Consider the following 17,375-nt stretch of genomic DNA (forward strand, 5'->3'; position numbering starts at 1 on the left):
GGCCGCTCTTTTGTTATATCCACTCTTTTGTCAACCAAACTTGTTTTGAAGCTGCATCCATTTTCACTTGTGCCCCGATTGGCATCGTAAGCATCGGGTGTGTATGGGCACAGTCAAAATCTGCGATGAGCGGTCTCTTTGTCTCTCCAAGCACCTCAAGTAAAATCTCGTAAGGTTCTTTTCCCGTTCCCTCATCATCAAACAGCTCATGTTTTCCCAAAAGAATACCTGATACCCGCTCAAACACTCCATTTACTTTCAATAAAGAGAAGTTTTTTTCTACAACCGAAGCGGTTTTCATGCAATCTTCAATAAGGAGGACGTCTCCGTTTTGAATGGCTGGCATGAACTCACTTCCCCATATGCCGTACATGGCATTCAGATTCCCGCCGATCAATCTACCTTCTGCCTGTCCCTCTATGACGCACAGCCAATCGTTTGGACGCTGCTTTTTATCACGCGTCTTTTCTTCCCAATTGATTCGTTCATCCGTCCAAAAAGGTGGTTTTTTGACCTGATAAGGAATGGTTTGAGGCTGCATCAGGATGTCTTCGAACGACTGATATGTATAAGCGACGAACGGTTCAAACTCTCCAAAAGATGGGACAAGCGCCGGTCCGTAGAATACAGGCAGTCCCGTTTTTTCGTAGGCTGCTAAAAGAATCGCTGTCGCATCTGAATAACCGATCATGATTTTCGGATGTTGATTCAGCAGCTCAAAATCAAGATAAGGCAGCAAACTATTTGAATTTGTCCCGCCAATCATTGACATGACACACGCCAAGTCCTCTCTAGCCATTAGCTCATTCAGCTCATCGGCTCGTTCTTGAATTGTACCTGAACGGTAGTGATCCTCTTTCCCTGTTAATGATCCTGGTACCACAATGAATCCTTTTTGCTCAAGCCACTTCTTCGCCCGCTGATACCTAAGAGGCGAGGTCGCTGATGCAGGACTTGAAGGTGAAAAAATACCGATCTTATCTCCCTTTTGTAATCGCCGAAGCCCCTTCATTCCATCAGATCCTTCCTACACGAGTTTTTTCTATCCTAACAAAAAAAGCCCTTTATCAAAAGGGCTTTCAGATTTTTGACAAAGGGCTATAATGATCTTTATTTTAGTCCTTTATCTTTTTTCAGCGTGATAGGAAACCTTTGCAGTCTAGGAAGGACGAGCACTGGAGCGGAGCGAATTGAACATTCGTGAGCACCAGAGCGCAGGACTGACAACGAATGCGAGGGTTTGTCTACACGCTGAAAGCCCTTTATCAAAAGGGCTTTCTCTTTATTCTTAATGACCAAACTGCGCTTCGTGCAGTCTGCTGTATACGCCGCCCATTTGGATTAAGTCTTGGTGGCGGCCTTGTTCTTGAATGCCTTCCTCTGTCACGACGATGATACGGTCGGCGTGTTTAATTGTCGCAAGGCGGTGGGCAATGACGAGTGTTGTCCGTCCGACAGCTAGTTCGCTCAGTGCATCCTGTATGGCTTTTTCTGTTTCTGTATCAAGTGCTGATGTGGCTTCATCTAGAATGAGAATGGACGGGTTTTTCAGGAACATCCGCGCAATCGACAGACGCTGCTTTTGACCACCTGACAGTTTGACGCCGCGCTCCCCTATCACGGTATTTAACCCTTCTGGGAAACGCTGAACGAGTTCCTCTAAATGCGCACTTCTTACAGCCTCCCAAATCTCTGCATCACTGGCTTCTAGGTTGCCGTACGCAATGTTTTCACGAATGGTGCCCGAGAATAAAAAGACATCCTGCTGCACAATACCGATCTGCTGCCTTAAAGAAGACAATGTCATAGACTTTGTGCTTACACCATCAATCGTGATCTCCCCTTCATCCACATCATAAAAACGAGGCAGTAGACTGCAAATGGTTGATTTCCCCGCTCCTGAAGGCCCGACAAACGCAACCGTTTCTCCTTGTTTGATCTTTAAATCGATATCCTTTAGCACATGGCTGTGTTCATCGTAGCCAAATGTCACGTTTCGATATTCAATTTCACCTTTCAGTCCGTATACATCACGTGCTCCCTCTGTATCCTTCACATCCGGCTCTGTTTCTAGTAAATCGACATAGCTTTTAAAGCCCGCAATGCCTTTTGGATACATTTCAATGACCGTGTTGATTTTATCAATCGGTCTAAATAAAACATTTGTAATCAGAACAAACGCGATAAAGCCACCTGCTGTTAATTGGCCTTGCAGGACAAACCATGTACCTGCGAGAAGGACAAACAGTGTCACAAGACGTGTCAGAATATAGCTGATTGATCCATTGACCGACATAATTTTATAGGAAAGAAGCTTCGCTTTCCGAAAACGGTTGTTGTTTTCAGCAAAACGCTTTTTCTCGAAATGTTCATTGGCAAAGGCTTGAACAAGTCGAATGCCCCCGATATTGTTTTCAACCCTTGCATGAAAGTCTCCAATGTCATTGTTAAGCTGTGTAATCGCATGCGTCATTTTCTTATTAAAATGAAGGGCTAGCCAGATGATGACAGGCATGATCAGGAAGGTTAAAATAGCAAGCTGCCAGTTAATCATCAGCATGACAGCAAAGGCGCCAAGAATCGTCATAATCGCTATAAACAAATCTTCAGGTCCGTGATGCGCCACTTCTCCAATGTACATGAGGTCGTTTGTCATCCGTGACATGAGCTTACCCGTTTTGTTGTTATCGAAGAATTTAAAGGATAGGCGCTGAAAGTGATCAAACAGCTTCTTCCTCATATCTGTTTCAATATTAATTCCAAGCATATGCCCCCAGTACGATACAATAAATTGCATAACCGAGCTGAGTGCATAAATGACAAACAGCGCAAGTGCGGTCCAGCCAATGACCGACCAGTTTCCTGTTGGCAATAATGTATCAATGAAGTAGTTCACGATAAGCGGGAAACCCAGTTCCATCAATCCAACGGCGACAGCGCAAAAGAAATCTAAAAAGAACAGACCTCGATAGGGCCTGTAATAGGCGAAAAAGCGTTTTAGCATATGTAAAAGAACCTCATTTCCTCTATAATTGATAATCATTTTCAATTATAGAGGAATCCTCTTCAAAATACTAGATCAGGAAATGATTTCTTTGACTTGAAATCCTCATAACACGCCAGAAAACAACCGGGCAAAGGATTCCTTTAAGCGCTCTTTTAAGCTTCTTTTATAAAAATGGACAGGCCCCATTTGCTCACATTCTTTCATATCTTCTTCATAATGAGCCATCAGTTGCTCAATGGGCTTTTTCGCGGCTGTAAAGACATTGACCTCAAAATTGAGCTGAAAGCTTCGCATATCCACATTTGCGGTACCGACAGAGGCAAGTTCTCCATCTGCGATCATCACTTTTTGATGCATGAAGCCCTTTTGATAGTGATACACCTTGATGCCCTCTTTTAGGAGCTCAGAAAAATAGGATCGTGTGGCGTATTGTGTGAGAAAGCCGTCATTGATCTCCGGTACCATCACCCGGACGTCCACCCCTCTTGTCGCAGCAATTTTTAATGCTGTACGAAGGGATTCATTTGGGACAAAATAAGGTGTCGCAATCCAGACAAATTGTTTCGCATTTGAGATGAGTGCATCATATAAATCACTCATACTTTCTTTCATATCGGGTCCAGTCGGTACAACCTGAATCACATCCTCTCCCGTCACAGGATGCGGCGTATGATACTTCGGATCCTCAATTAATACTTCATCTGATACATACTCCCAGTCGAGCATAAAAACAGAGTGAAGGGTCTGAACAGCCTCACCCTTTAACATGGTATGCGTATCACGCCAAAAACCGATATTTTCATCACGTCCGACATATTCTTTTCCGACATTTAACCCGCCGACAAACCCTGTCTTCCCATCAATTATCACGATTTTGCGGTGATTTCGGAAATTGAATTTTTGATTAAAAAAACCATATTTTAAAGGCAGAAAAGGAGCGACCTTGACTCCCGCCTGCTTCAAGCGTTTAATATCTTTTCGAGAGAAGCGAATGCTGCCAGCCGCATCATAGATGAAGCGAACCTCCACCCCTTCTTTCACTTTTTCTATCAGAATCTCCATCATCCGGTGCCCGAGGAAATCTGATTTGAACATGTAGTATTCTATATGGATGAACGATTTTGCCTTTTTTAATTCTTCAAAAATACGGGGAAACGTCTCCTTCCCATTCTTTAAAATGTCCATATCACTATTTGTGTTCACATGCATGCCTGTTGCCTTTTCTGTGTAATGAAAAAAAGTCCGCTGATTTTCGGTTAGACGCGATTCATCCGGCTTGCTCTCAAGCTCAGATATTCTACGTAGTTTTTCACGGTTGTACATTCTCTTTGATTTGAATAAATGACCTTTCACATAGAGCTGTCCTGAGAACAAATAAAACATATAGCCAATGATCGGGAAAAAGATCAGCACATACATCCATAACAACGTGTGCTGTGATGTACGGTTCTCTAGCATGAGTGAGATGATACTAAATAAAATAATGGCGATATAAACTGCCGCGTACAGCTGAACACTCCACGTTGGAACCTGCCACCAATACACCACATATGCCCCGAATATCATAAAATATAAAAATAAAAATTCCAGCCTTCTTTTTTTCACATTCTCCGCCCTCATTCGTTTCTGTCTTTTCTCTTCCATACCCTTTGCACAGCTTGTATGAAACGCACGACCTATGCCTTTCTTCTAGCTTTTACAGACTTGGACCATTTGATCCGATATAATGGATAAATATGTGATGGAAAGGAAGATTTGTTTATGTATACACCCTCTCCTTTAAAAAAGGGCAGCCATATTCGTGTCATTGCCCCAAGCCGAAGTGCCAGCATTTTATCAGAAGAAGGAATCGCTCAAGCAAAAAAGCGTTTAGAGATGTTAGGTTTCACTGTCTCTTTTGGACAGCACGCGTTTGAATGTGATCTTCATTCCTCATCATCTATTGAACACCGCTTGTCTGATTTGCATAAGGCGTTCACAGATGATGAAGTCGACGGTATTTTGACAGCTATTGGAGGCTTCAATTGCAATGAACTTTTGCCTTACATTGATTACGACTTGATCCGTCAGCACCCTAAAGTTCTTTGCGGATACAGTGATATTACCGCACTCGCAAGCGCTATTACTGCCAAATGTGAGATGGTGACTTACTCTGGACCCCATTTCTCCAGCTTTCAAATGGAACAGGGACAAGTGGAGCAGACCGCTATGTTTCAAGCCTGCTTGATGAATGGCAGTGAGTCTTTTGATGTGACCCCTTCGACAAAGTGGAGTGATGATGCGTGGTATCTTGATCAAGCGAACAGACAGTTTCATCCGACGAAATGGGGAATATATCAGGAAGGAACAGCTGAAGGCACCTTGTATGGGGGGAACCTTTGTACACTGAACTTACTGCAAGGGACATCGTTTATGCCTCAAATCAAGGATGCCATCTTATTTGTAGAGGATGATGAGTTGGTCTTCCCTGAAATGTTCGCCAGAGACCTCACCTCCCTCATGCAGCATGCAGAATCAATCAAAGGGTTGATCATCGGACGCTTCCAAAAGAAATCCGAGATGACAGAGGAACATTTGAGGTTCATTTTAGATAAACATCCAATGCTCAAACACATCCCAGTGATCTACGATGTCGATATCGGACATACGCAGCCGGCCTTCACCTTACCGATTGGCGGAAACGTGAAGCTAGCGTGTAAAGATGGAGCCGTGCAGCTGCGCATTCTATCATAAAACAGAGCCAAAAAAGCACCCAAATAAACGGTGCTTTTTTCTATGCCACGATCTTTTATAAAATTTTTTTAGAAAAAAGTGATCCAACCCTTTTCCCCCTTCGTTAAGTAGATGTAAAAAGAAAAGAGAGAAGGGGGCAACTTGTTCTCTGATGTACTTAGTCAATTATTCGATTCTATTTCTAACATTATTAATACGCTTGGGTAATGTTCAACACCTGCTGTCCTTAGAAGATAGCGGGTGTTGAACATCAAAAAGCCCCACTCCTATAGTAGAGCGGGGCTTTTTTGTATTACATCTTTTCCGGAGCCGATACACCAATTAGTTTTAATGCATTAGCAAGCGTGATTTGTGTTGCTTTCATGAGTGAAAGACGTGCTGTTGTTTTTGTTTCGTTTTCTACATCAATAACCTTCTCGGCATTGTAGAAGCTGTGAAGGGCTGATGCAAGGTCATAAATATAGTTCGTCACGCGGTGCGGAATGCGCTTTTCAGCTGCTTCTGCTACAACTTCTGGGAAGCTGCCAATGATTTTGAGAAGATCGTATTCTTTTTCCGATTGAATGTGAGAGAAATCTGCTTTTTCAAGGTTTGGCTCGTAGCCTTTTTCTTCACCTTGACGCAGCATACTGCAAATTCTCGCATGGGCATATTGTGCGTAGTACACAGGGTTTTCGTTAGACGTAGAAATCGCTAAATCTAGGTCAAAGTCCATATGTGTCGCCGCACTTCTCATTGCAAAGAAATAACGAGTAGCATCTAAGCCTACTTCTTCAATCAGATCACGCATCGTGACGGCTTTTCCTGTACGCTTACTCATTTTCATCTTTTCACCGTTTTTGTAAAGGTGAACGAGTTGAATGATTTCTACTTCGAGCTTGCCAGCTGGATATCCAAGTGCTTGAATCGCCGCTTTCATTCGGGGGATATAGCCGTGATGGTCCGCTCCCCAAATGTTAATGAGCTGGTCAAAGCCTCTGTCTAGTTTGTCTTTATGGTATGCGATGTCTGGAAGCAGGTAAGTGAAGCTGCCGTCTTTTTTAATCAGCACACGGTCCTTGTCATCACCAAAATCAGTTGAACGTAGCCACGTTGCACCGTCTTCTTCAAAGACATAGCCTTTTTCACGAAGTGTTTCCAGCGCTGGTTCGATTTTTCCGTTTTCATATAAAGAGGTTTCTGAATACCATACATCAAATGGAACACGGAAATTCTCAAGGTCTACACGCAATTTCTCTAATTCGTATTTTAATCCGTATTCACGGAAGAACTTCATCCGCTCTTCTTCTGGCTCATGCACGAAACGGTCACCAAATTCATACGCAAGCTTTTGCCCGATGCCTTTGATGTCTTCTCCTCTGTAGCCGTCTTCAGGCATCTCTTTTTCAAGACCGAGTGCCTCAAAGTAACGTACTTCTACAGATAAAGCGAGATTATTGATTTGATTCCCTGCATCGTTGATATAGTATTCACGGCTCACATCGAACCCTGCTTTATCAAGGATGTTGCAAAGGGAATCACCTACAGCTGCTCCGCGGGCATGTCCAAGGTGAAGGTCACCTGTTGGGTTGGCTGAGACGAATTCGACTTGCACCTTTTGACCGCCGCCTGTATTCGTTTCGCCATATGCCTCTTTTGCTTCAAGGACAGCTGGGATGAGCTTTGTTAAATACTGATTGTTCATATAAAAGTTAATGAATCCTGGACCTGCGATATCCAGTTTTTCAATAGAAGCTTTCCCTTTATCAAACGCTTTGACAATGTCCTCTGCGATTTGGCGAGGTGCTTTTTTCGCAATGCGGGCAAGCTGCATCGCCATGTTGGTGGAGTAATCACCGTGAGTTTTGTCTTTCGGCACTTCTAAAAGGACATCTGGTACCTGGCTTTCATCAGCAAGTCCTGCTTTGATGACTGCCGCAATGATTTCTTCTTTTAACGCATCTTTGACCTGTTCTGCGATATTCATGAACGTAAATCCTCCTTATACGAAATCGATAATGTATGTAAATGCTTTTGATCTTCCCCTGTCAGCATATCGTACGTAATGTGCAGCAGTCCCTTGTCCACATCGAAATCAATGCCATGTGTGTGTACATCAAGCTGTAGTGTACCGAAGGGCATCGTGTAATGTGTGACGGTCGTTTCTCCGATGAGAAAGCGCTGCTTCATTTGAATGGCACCTGATCTCATGACAAAAATTTCTTTTTCACTCATTTTCACAACGGTTTTTACTTGACCCATTTCATGTTCTTCATGGTAAGTGAGATACGTTTTGTCATTCTTCTCTTGATACGTTCCAGTCGTGCAGAATTCGATCGTTTCAGCCGGCTCCGTCTCTGGTTTCATCACTGACTTGACATGAATTGAAATTTGGTTTTGTGTCATTTTGCACTTCCTTTGCTAAGACCCGTTTAACTAAAATAGTATACCATATTCATGATCGCCTATCATACCATCATTTCTCTTCTTCACGGCGATTAAACCTCGTTTTTGATCTTCCGCCATCCCTTTAGAAAAAAAGAAACAGGACACTCACTAATACCACCAATCCAGCCTTTACGCCCAAGTCTTTTCTGTTGATTAAATAAAAAAGAGCTTGTACGCCTGAACTTGCCAAAAATACCTAAAAAAAATCAAATGGCACGATTTGCGTCTGCTTACATACCACCTGCATGAATAACGCAATGGCCGTCAGATAGAAAAAGCCTCGATCCTGAAACAGCCCCATCACCTCTTCCTTTGCTTCCTTTTTCGAAGCAAAAACGGGCGGCTCAGCTTTGAGCTCTCGTTTCAGCGTGAGAATGCCTGCCGCTAACACACATAAAGCGAGAAGCACCATCAATATAGAAGAAAACATGAACTGCCTCCTTTTCCATGTAAAAAAAGAGCTTGTCCACATGAGATGACAAGCTCCTCTATCAAGGTGTTATTTCACAAATCCAAGCAGCATTTCACGTAAAAGCTTGCTCGCTGTATTCGCTGTTTGGTCAGAATGATCATATACAGGTGCTACCTCAACAAGGTCTGCACCGACTACTTGGACATCAGATCCTGCAATCGCATGAATAGATGCAAGCAGCTCTTTTGATGTAATACCGCCAGCATCCACCGTGCCTGTACCAGGTGCATGAGCCGGGTCTAATACATCAATGTCGATCGTCACATAAACTGGACGCCCCTTCAGCTTTGGCAATACTTGCTTCAATGGCTCCAGCACTTCAAATTTAGAAATGTGCATGCCCGCTTCTTTTGCCCATTCGAATTCTTCTTTCATTCCAGAACGAATCCCGAAAGAGAACACATTTTCAGGTCCAATGAGTCCTGCTACTTTACGAATCGGTGTTGAATGAGACAGCGGCTCACCCTCGTATTCCTCACGAAGATCCGTATGTGCGTCCATATGGATGATCGCCAAATCAGGGTATTTCTTATGCATCGCACGGAAAACCGGCCAAGATACAAGATGCTCGCCGCCCATTCCTAATGGAAACTTCCCTTTTTCTAAAATGCTGTCGACATACTCTTCAATTAAATCTAAGCTTTTCTGTGCATTTCCAAAAGGAAGTGGAATGTCACCGGCATCAAAGAATGGCACCTCGTGCAGCTCACGATCTAAATAAGGGCTGTATTCCTCTAAACCAATCGAAACTTCACGAATACGGTTTGGGCCAAAACGTGAGCCTGGTCGGTAACTGACGGTCCAGTCCATCGGCATACCGTATAAAATGACTTTTGCATCTTCCCATGTCGGATGACTTCCAATAAACACTTTTCCTGAATAAGCCTCGTCGAATCTCAAACAAGATTCCTCCTTTTACGCTTCAAAAAATGCGCAAACCGTCATTTGCGCATGTCCATTCCGCTTGATTTATTTGATTAAGTCGCTCACAAATTTCGGCAGAACGAATGCCGCTTTGTGCAATTCTTTTGTGTAATATTTCGTTTCAATATCAAAGAAACGGCTGTCTTCTACAGCAAGTGGATCATATTTTTTAGAACCGATGGTAAATGTCCAAAGACCACTTGGATACGTTGGAATATTCGCTGTGTAAAGCTTCGTGATTGGGAAAATTTCTTTCACATCACGCTGTACATTTGTAATCAGCTCAGGTGTGAACCAAGGGTTGTCCGTTTGTGCCACGAAAATACCGTCTTCTTTAAGTGCTTTTGAGATTCCTGCGTAAAATCCTTTAGAGAACAGATTCACAGCTGGACCAACTGGTTCAGTTGAGTCCACCATGATGACATCATATTCGTTGTCAGCTTCGGCAATGTGCATAAAGCCGTCTCCGACTTTGACATCTACACGAGAATCGTCTAGTTTCCCAGCAATAGAAGGAAGGAATTTCTTCGAGTATTCGATGACTTTTCCATCAATATCAACAAGTGTCGCTTTCTTCACACTTGGGTGTTTGAGGATCTCACGAATGACACCGCCGTCTCCTCCGCCTACGACAAGAACATTTTCCGGGTTTGGATGAGTGAAGAGAGGAACATGTGCCACCATTTCGTGGTATACAAACTCATCTTTCTCAGATGTCATCACCATACCGTCTAAAAACAGCATATTGCCAAACTCTTCTGTTTCCACCATTTCTAAATGCTGAAAATCTGTTTGTTCTGTGTGAAGGGTTTTGTTCACCTTCAATGTAATACCAAAATTCTTCGTTTGCTTCTCTGTATACCAAAGTTCGCTCATTGTCCATCTTCCTCTCATCCAATAATAAAAAAACATCTATTGTTAGCGCCTTTATCGGCTATGACTATATCGATTGTCCAAGAAAAAAGTATAGTGGATTCATATCAAATTGTAAAGAACCGCATGAGTTCTCTTCAATTTTAATGGACGCTCTTGCAATCATTTGTTTAAAACGGTTTTCTTTGTTCCATACTGATAAAAAACCGTCAAAATGGGGGCTTTGCATGGACACAATCATGAGTAATAAAAAAATCCGCATGACCGTGAAAACGATTCGAGCCTGTTTTTTTATTGGCTTGCTCGCTTTTCTATTTGCAGGCACTGTCTTTTTGACGATTCTTTTACTTGCCAAATGGCAAGGTGCCCCTTCTGTTCAAGTTCCCCAATCCACGACCATTTATGCAGCCGATGGTTCAAAGCTTGGAGAATCCAGCTTTGGAGAAAAGAGATATTGGGTGCCATTAAAGGACATGTCCTCTCATATCAGGCAGGCAGCTGTAGCTGTTGAGGATAAAACTTTTTATGAGCATCATGGCTTTGATGTGAAACGGATGGCAGGTGCTGCAGTGGCTGATATTCGTGCCATGGATAAGGTACAAGGAGCCAGCACGATCACCCAGCAATATGCACGAAACCTGTATTTAGATCATGATAAAACGTGGAAGCGGAAGTGGAATGAAGCCTTTTACACGATCCGCTTAGAGCAAAACTATACAAAAGATGAGATTTTAGAAGGATACTTGAACACCATTTATTATGGTCACGGAGCGTACGGCGTGGAAGCGGCGTCCCGTCTGTATTTCGGGAAAAAAGCGAAGAATTTGACCCTCGCCGAATCTGCCTTACTTGCCGGTATCCCAAAGGGCCCTTCTCTCTATTCCCCTTATGTGAATGAAGAGAAAGCCGGCGCAAGAAAGAATATGATTCTGAGGCAAATGCAAGAGGACGGCATGATTACGAAAAAAGCAGCCGCTGAAGCTTCGAAAGAAAAACTGTCCTATCGCCCTTTGCAGCAGAAGCAGCTGCAAGCAAAGCAAGCCCCGTATTTTTATGATGATGTGATTCGTGAGTTGAAACAAAGCTTGGGGTTAACTGAGGAACAGATTGAAACCTATGGACTTCATATCCAAACGACTTTAAATCCAGAGTTACAGAAAATCGCAGAGAAGACGTTAAAAAACACAATATATTCGAAATCAGACATCCAAATCGGCTTTACCGCTATCCATCCCCAAACAGGTCATGTACTCGCCCTCATCGGGGGAAGAGATTATGAGAAAAGTCCATTCAATCGGGTGACACAGGCGAAAAGACAGCCCGGTTCAACAATGAAACCTCTCCTCTATTACATTGCCTTGCAGAATGGGTTTACACCAGCAACCGTCATGCGCAGTGAAGAAACGGTTTTTGAGCTCGATGATCAAGGAAGCGGTGCTGCTTATTCACCAAGCAATTATCATGGCTATTACGCCAATGACGGCATTACCATGCTTCAAGCCTTGGCGCTGTCTGATAATATTTATGCCGTGAAAACCCATCTATTTTTAGGAATGGAGCAGCTTGTACGTGCTGGCAAAACATTTGGAATCAACGAAAAACTAGATCAAGTGCCATCACTTGCCCTTGGCACGTCCCCTGTCAAACCAATTGAAATGACCAATGCTTACGCCATGCTGGTCAACGGCGGAAAACGCGTCAAACCAACCTTTATTACGAAAGTAACGGACGCAAAAGGCAACGTGCTTTATGAAGAAAAACAAAAACGAGAGCAAGTCCTAGATGAAAAAGCAGCATTTATTACCACCGATATGATGTCAGGAATGTTCAATGATCAGTTAAACGGCTATACGAGTGTCACTGGCCGCACCATTATGAAGGATCTCACACGAACATACGGAGGAAAATCGGGAACGACAGGAGCCGACAGCTGGATGATCGGCTTCTCTCCCCAGCTCGTCACAGGTGTGTGGACGGGCTATGATAAAGGGCGCACCATTGACTCGGTCGAAGAAACAGCCTATGCAAAAAAGATATGGGCATCCTTTATGGAATCAGCCCTCTCGAAGCAGCCAGCCTCCTCCTTCATGCCGCCAGACGGTGTAAAAGGTGTGTATATCAATCCAAAAACCGGCGATCTCGCAGGCCCAGGATGTGAATCAAAGGTATTCACCTATTTTATAGAAGGAACGGAGCCGACAGGTGTCTGCTACGGTGCTGAGGACAAAGCCTCTGAACAAGATCCGGTTCAAGATCAAAAACCAAAGAAATGGTGGGAAAAGTGGCTGAAACGTTAAAAAAGGACATGAAAAACCCCGAGATCTGCATCTCGGGATTCTCCATGTCCTAGCTTTAACACCAGTTTACTCAAAAAACAGCTGGAATTGGTAGCGATCCGCCATTCTTCACAAAAATTTCACAATTATTCAGAGACAGACAATCCTTCTTTTAATTCATCTGTGGATGCTTCCCATAGTGCTTTATTATGACTCTTCAAGAAATCAGCCAGCACCTTTTTCGATACGTCATCCATATGACTGACGACGATTTTTCGCTTCATCGATTTATCCATTAAATTCACATGCTCTGGAAGCGACTTATACCCGCGGCGGATTGAACGGTCGACGGTCATTTCACAAGCCGTCACACCCGCATAATAAGGGCCATCTTCTCTGCGATCAATGGTCACCCATACGAGCCAATACGGCTTTCCGTTCGGCACCTCTTCTTTGCTTTTCAAGAATTTAATTCCTTTTTCCACGGCACTTCTTGCATGCATCGCACCAATATCAATGACAGCTTCCTTTTCCTCTACGTCAATGATCACTGGCGAAATGTTATCAAGGCTGAGCGCACCCGCTCCAAAGCCCCCGTGTCCGTCGGTTGCATCTGTTTTTTTAATGATGTTAAAACCAATTGGTTTCTTTTTTTTACCTTCCATTCATTAGACCTCCTAAAGCAGCGGTTTCAAAATAAGATTAAACCAGTATATGATTTGATCCCGCATTCCGATCAATGGACCAAAAACAAACTGTCCTAGCGGCGTGATCACGAATATGAGAAAAATGATGATCCCATATTGTTCAAATTGCGTCATTTTCGCCCGGATACCAGGGCTGACGACGTCCTCAATAATACGATACCCATCCAGCGGCGGAATTGGCAATAAGTTAAATAGGAACAAAATGACGTTCAAGTTAATAAAGATTAAGAAGAAATTATCGACTCCCGGCTCAAAGCGCATGAGCGACTCCCCGCCAAATTTCTGAAGAAGCACGTACACGAAAAAGCCTAGAAACGCCAACACCAAGTTACTTAAAGGGCCAGCAATAGAGACGCAGATTCCTGCTAAGCGCGGTTTTTTAAAATGATAACGATTCACCGGTACAGGTCTCGCCCAGCCAAACCCGGCGACAAAGATTAAAATCGTCCCGAATATATCGAGATGCTTCAGTGGATTTAACGTGAGTCTCCCTTGGTTCTTAGCTGTCGGGTCTCCGAAGCGATACGCAACATATGCATGCGCCAGCTCGTGCATCGTAAATGCAACAACAAGCGTAATAGCGACATATGGAATAAGTTCTAATGGATACACAAGAAATTGGTCCAAAGGCATGAATCCCTCTTTCTTTCTATACAATGATTTACTCCATTCAGTATACTATAAGAAGTCCCTTAAACTAAAGGGAAGCGTAGCACGAAAAGGAAAAAGGAGGTTTTCGCATTGCCGATTGTCACCGTTCAAATGCTAGAAGGAAGAACAGACGAGCAGAAAAGAGCTCTTGTGGAGAAAGTCACTGATGCTGTTGTTGAAGCAACAGGCGCAGGTGCAGAAAAAGTCTCTGTCATTATTGAAGAAATGAAAAAAGAACACTATGCCGTAGCAGGAAAACGAATCAGCGACCTGTAAGCATAAAAAAAGGACAAGCACATAGGGTGTTTGTCCTTTTGTCTCTTATTTTATCTGTACCACGCTTTGTTACGGTTCACTTGATTTTTATGAGCCGCATCAAAGAAATCGACTGTGTAGGAATAATCATAATTCATTAAGCAGACAATGCCGCTGCCTTGAGGGTCATGCGGTAAGCCAAAGTTATGGCCGTATTCATGCGTAGCCGCTTTTGCTGTATTCGCTGTTCCTTGATCAAGGTTGACGGCAAATGCACTTCCGCTCGGTGCACTATTGTATACATATGCGATTCCGCCCGCATCAAAGTTTGGATTTGCTGTAAATCCTGTGACAAAATCGTATCCTCTGCCATCAAAGCTTCGCTGAAGGTTTGACAAGATTTGCTCTGCATTTGATCCAGAAGATGTCCAAGATCCTACTGCTTGTACGACAAAGTCTACATCATGGTCACGGTTAAAGGTGACGTCCGCTTGCTCAATGATGCTGACAATCCGCGTCTGCCAGTCACTATATTTCGCACGATACTGCGCATCTGCTACAGCATAGACCGTTACTTTCTGACTGCCTGTACTTGCCTTTGTTGAAATAGAATCTCCTGTATTCGCCTTAAAGGTTCTAGAGCCTACCTGCTTACCAGACTCATCTAATACCTTTGTTTTCACATCTCGTTCAATTGGAGGTGCTTTCGTCAAATCTTTAAAATCGTTTGCCTTTGGCAACCCCTCACTAATATGTGTTTCGAACGGCGCATGACCATGATCATGCCCATGACCAGCACTCGCGACTGGTGCTGAAGCTGAACTTACTCCCGGTAACAAACTACCTACCAATAAAAATGACAAAAAGACTGAACGCTTTTTCATTCCTATCCCTCCTTTGATTTTCACAAGGTTATATATTCACTGAAAATTCACCATTTTCCTTCTATTCAGTCAAAAACAGGGAATTGGATACACAGAAAAAAGTCGAAATACGTCATATTCACTAATTTTTCGGATATTTCAGCACACATTTCATCGAAAAATAGCGCTTTTGGTCTGGGTCTTACAAAACAAAAAAAGCCCTAAATGCTGGGCTTTTGCGAAACTAGTTCAATTCCTTCAATTGATCAATATAAGCAAGCGCATCCTCAAATTCTTCGTCCGTATAGCGCTGCTTGCTTTTAATGGTGAAGACCTTTTCCTTTACCTCATCTTCTGGCAGGTCATCAAAGTATAAAATTGTGGAGACGAGCTCTAGGAAACGAGACGACTGCTCGTTCATCTGCTGCGTCAGCACTTTGAGGTCAGGCATGTCCACTTCACACTGATCGAGAAACTCTTTCCCGTTGTCCGTCAGCGAATAGCGATATTGATAGTATCCGCCCTTTTTTTCCTTCATTTCATCCAAGAATCCAAGGTTGCACAGCTCTTCAATTCTGAGCGTCAACTCCTCTGAATAGGGGCCATAAAAATGAAAATCGTATTTCTCATAAAAAGGCAAATCTAGCTTTTTTGCTATGTAAATCATCTTTTGCAGCTTCTTCCGTCCAACGATTTCCCCTGATTCAGAGAATACCTTCATCAACTTTGCATGCTCTTTCAACAAATTCCCGACATCTCCTTTTTCAGTACTTCCTTATCCCAATCCAAGCAGCTTCATGATCGCCTTCTTTTCTTCAGCTTTTTCCGACATATCTACAATTAAGTCCATCGGGAAATAAAGTTTATGATCGGTTCTTCGTTTACCGGAAATGGCATCAACAATATCTGACTGTCTCGACAGCTCTTTAATATGACCACTTTGCGTCAAAAGGTGGATCGGCAGTCTCTCTTCTTCCTCCCCTGGTCTGTAGAAGTCGTAGGGCAAGTCAGAGGAAGAGTCGACGACTAAATAATAGTCAGGATCAATGCCTGCCTCCTTGAACAAGGCGGTCAGCTTGAAATATTTCGTCATTTCTTCATTCGGATTAAACTCTGTATATTGGAACAATCGGCGGTTCATAAAACGGCGGCACAAATCAGCCAGCACGTGATCTTCTTCGTCTTCCCACGCCTGAAAATAAAATAAGACAATGGATTCATCCAGCTTAATATAGTCCTCTGTGGTGACATTCCCCTCAAAGATCGAATAAAAATGAACAGGGGCATGTGTGAAAATATAGCCCGTTTCATGCAGCTCTTTTGCACGATGGAGAATTTTCGTTAAAATGACTTCCGCACTGCGTGTCACTGGGTGAAAATAAACTTGCCAGTACATTTGATAGCGGCTCATAATATAATCCTCGACCGCATGCATCCCGCTCTGCTTCATCACAATCTGATCTTCTCTCGGACGCATCACGCGCAAAATACGTTCCATATCAAAATGGCCGTAGCTGACGCCTGTATAGTAGGCATCGCGCTGCAAATAGTCCATACGGTCGGCATCAATTTGACTTGAGATCAAACTGACCACCTGTTTGTTTTGATACGTTTTGGCAATCACTTCTGCCACATGCTTCGGGAAATCATCACTCACCCGGCGAAGCACTTCATTGACTTCGGTTTGCCCTAAAATAATATCTCTTGTAAACGATTCATGGTCTAAGTGGAAGACCTTTTCAAAGGAATGAGAAAATGGACCATGTCCGAGGTCATGAAGCAAGGCTGCACTCAGTACAAGCTCGCGTTCTCCCTCATCCCATTCCGGCCGACCTTTGAATACATCATCCACAATCCGTCTCACAATCTCGTATACACCGAGTGAATGATTGAAACGGCTGTGTTCTGCACCATGAAACGTCAAGTAAGTGGTTCCTAGCTGTTTAATTCGTCGCAGGCGCTGAAATTCTCTTGTTCCTATTAAATCCCATATTAATGCGTCCCGTACGTGAACATAACGGTGCACAGGATCTTTAAATACCTTTTCCTCAGATAATTTCCCTTTTGGATACGCCATCGTTTCGTCCCTCTTTTTTTAAGACGTGTTTCTATTATATCGGGTAACTTTCCCCGAAAACATCCTTGAATTTGCTGGTGAATGTGTTCTCAAAGATTGCACGGACGTAA

Annotated in this window: 16 protein-coding genes; 3 read left to right on the forward strand and 13 right to left on the reverse strand. The window is 43.3% G+C overall.

From position 1 onward, the window contains the following. Positions 1 to 13 precede the first annotated feature (13 nt). The 3 genes from MHH26_RS15550 to cls form a co-directional block, all read right to left on the reverse strand. The gene (locus MHH26_RS15550) at positions 14 to 1,012 is read right to left on the reverse strand and encodes a S66 family peptidase (protein ID WP_066031605.1); all 999 of its coding nucleotides are present in this window, start codon (positions 1,010 to 1,012) and stop codon (positions 14 to 16) included. Positions 1,013 to 1,288: 276 nt separating this feature from the next. Next, a complete protein-coding gene (locus MHH26_RS15555) occupies positions 1,289 to 3,004 on the reverse strand; it encodes an ABC transporter ATP-binding protein (RefSeq protein ID WP_106043109.1) in 1,716 nt (571 codons plus the stop codon). Between the two features lie 105 nt (positions 3,005 to 3,109). Continuing rightward, positions 3,110 to 4,573, reverse strand: coding sequence for a cardiolipin synthase (gene cls / locus MHH26_RS15560; protein WP_107314968.1), 1,464 nt, complete (start codon positions 4,571 to 4,573; stop codon positions 3,110 to 3,112). Positions 4,574 to 4,768: 195 nt separating this feature from the next. Between cls and MHH26_RS15565 the strand changes: the two genes are divergently transcribed. Then, on the forward strand, positions 4,769 to 5,740 hold the full coding sequence (locus tag MHH26_RS15565) for a S66 family peptidase (RefSeq protein WP_066031603.1): 972 nt from the start codon (positions 4,769 to 4,771) through the stop codon (positions 5,738 to 5,740). Between the two features lie 292 nt (positions 5,741 to 6,032). On the opposite strand, the gene argS is transcribed toward MHH26_RS15565, so the two are convergent. The 5 genes from argS to speE all read right to left on the reverse strand — a co-directional run bounded on the left by argS (position 6,033) and on the right by speE (position 10,439). Continuing rightward, positions 6,033 to 7,706 (reverse strand): arginine--tRNA ligase, encoded by a 1,674-nt coding sequence (argS, locus tag MHH26_RS15570; RefSeq protein WP_066031602.1) that lies wholly within the window; start codon positions 7,704 to 7,706, stop codon positions 6,033 to 6,035. Beyond that, entirely contained in the window at positions 7,703 to 8,125 is a 423-nt protein-coding gene (locus MHH26_RS15575) for a DUF1934 domain-containing protein (RefSeq protein ID WP_340973994.1), read from the reverse strand. The genes argS and MHH26_RS15575 overlap by 4 nt, the downstream gene beginning before the upstream one ends. Positions 8,126 to 8,363: 238 nt before the next feature. Further along, positions 8,364 to 8,597: a hypothetical protein gene (locus MHH26_RS15580; protein WP_340973996.1), complete on the reverse strand. Its 234-nt coding sequence runs from the start codon at positions 8,595 to 8,597 to the stop codon at positions 8,364 to 8,366. 69 nt (positions 8,598 to 8,666) lie between these two features. Further along, on the reverse strand, positions 8,667 to 9,539 hold the full coding sequence (speB, locus tag MHH26_RS15585) for an agmatinase (protein ID WP_088003052.1): 873 nt from the start codon (positions 9,537 to 9,539) through the stop codon (positions 8,667 to 8,669). A 69-nt stretch (positions 9,540 to 9,608) separates the two neighbouring features. Continuing rightward, positions 9,609 to 10,439 carry a spermidine synthase gene (speE, locus tag MHH26_RS15590; RefSeq protein ID WP_307500418.1) on the reverse strand — a complete coding sequence of 277 codons (831 nt, stop codon included), beginning with the start codon at positions 10,437 to 10,439 and terminating at the stop codon, positions 9,609 to 9,611. Positions 10,440 to 10,663: 224 nt separating this feature from the next. Between speE and MHH26_RS15595 the strand changes: the two genes are divergently transcribed. Continuing rightward, on the forward strand, positions 10,664 to 12,733 hold the full coding sequence (locus tag MHH26_RS15595; protein ID WP_340973997.1) for a transglycosylase domain-containing protein: 2,070 nt from the start codon (positions 10,664 to 10,666) through the stop codon (positions 12,731 to 12,733). Between the two features lie 125 nt (positions 12,734 to 12,858). Here the strand turns inward: MHH26_RS15595 and MHH26_RS15600 are convergent, their stop codons facing one another. Both MHH26_RS15600 and MHH26_RS15605 read right to left on the reverse strand, forming a co-directional pair. Beyond that, positions 12,859 to 13,377, reverse strand: coding sequence for a YwhD family protein (locus MHH26_RS15600; protein ID WP_034660332.1), 519 nt, complete (start codon positions 13,375 to 13,377; stop codon positions 12,859 to 12,861). Between the two features lie 12 nt (positions 13,378 to 13,389). Beyond that, entirely contained in the window at positions 13,390 to 14,046 is a 657-nt protein-coding gene (locus MHH26_RS15605; protein WP_334750689.1) for a site-2 protease family protein, read from the reverse strand. A gap of 114 nt (positions 14,047 to 14,160) precedes the next feature. On the opposite strand from MHH26_RS15605, the gene MHH26_RS15610 reads away from it, so the two are divergent. Continuing rightward, on the forward strand, positions 14,161 to 14,346 hold the full coding sequence (locus tag MHH26_RS15610; protein ID WP_275718504.1) for a 2-hydroxymuconate tautomerase: 186 nt from the start codon (positions 14,161 to 14,163) through the stop codon (positions 14,344 to 14,346). Between the two features lie 50 nt (positions 14,347 to 14,396). Here MHH26_RS15610 and MHH26_RS15615 read toward each other — a convergent pair whose 3' ends face one another. From MHH26_RS15615 to MHH26_RS15625, 3 genes are all read right to left on the reverse strand, one after another. Continuing rightward, positions 14,397 to 15,209 carry a zinc-dependent metalloprotease gene (locus MHH26_RS15615; RefSeq protein WP_060597512.1) on the reverse strand — a complete coding sequence of 271 codons (813 nt, stop codon included), beginning with the start codon at positions 15,207 to 15,209 and terminating at the stop codon, positions 14,397 to 14,399. A gap of 223 nt (positions 15,210 to 15,432) precedes the next feature. Next, entirely contained in the window at positions 15,433 to 15,933 is a 501-nt protein-coding gene (locus tag MHH26_RS15620) for a YwgA family protein (RefSeq protein WP_012011603.1), read from the reverse strand. A gap of 30 nt (positions 15,934 to 15,963) precedes the next feature. After that, positions 15,964 to 17,265: an HD domain-containing protein gene (locus tag MHH26_RS15625; protein ID WP_007497716.1), complete on the reverse strand. Its 1,302-nt coding sequence runs from the start codon at positions 17,263 to 17,265 to the stop codon at positions 15,964 to 15,966. Positions 17,266 to 17,375 lie beyond the last annotated feature (110 nt).

The sequence above is a fragment of the Bacillus sp. FSL K6-2839 genome (genome assembly GCF_038003365.1).
GTDB lineage: Bacteria > Bacillota > Bacilli > Bacillales > Bacillaceae > Bacillus.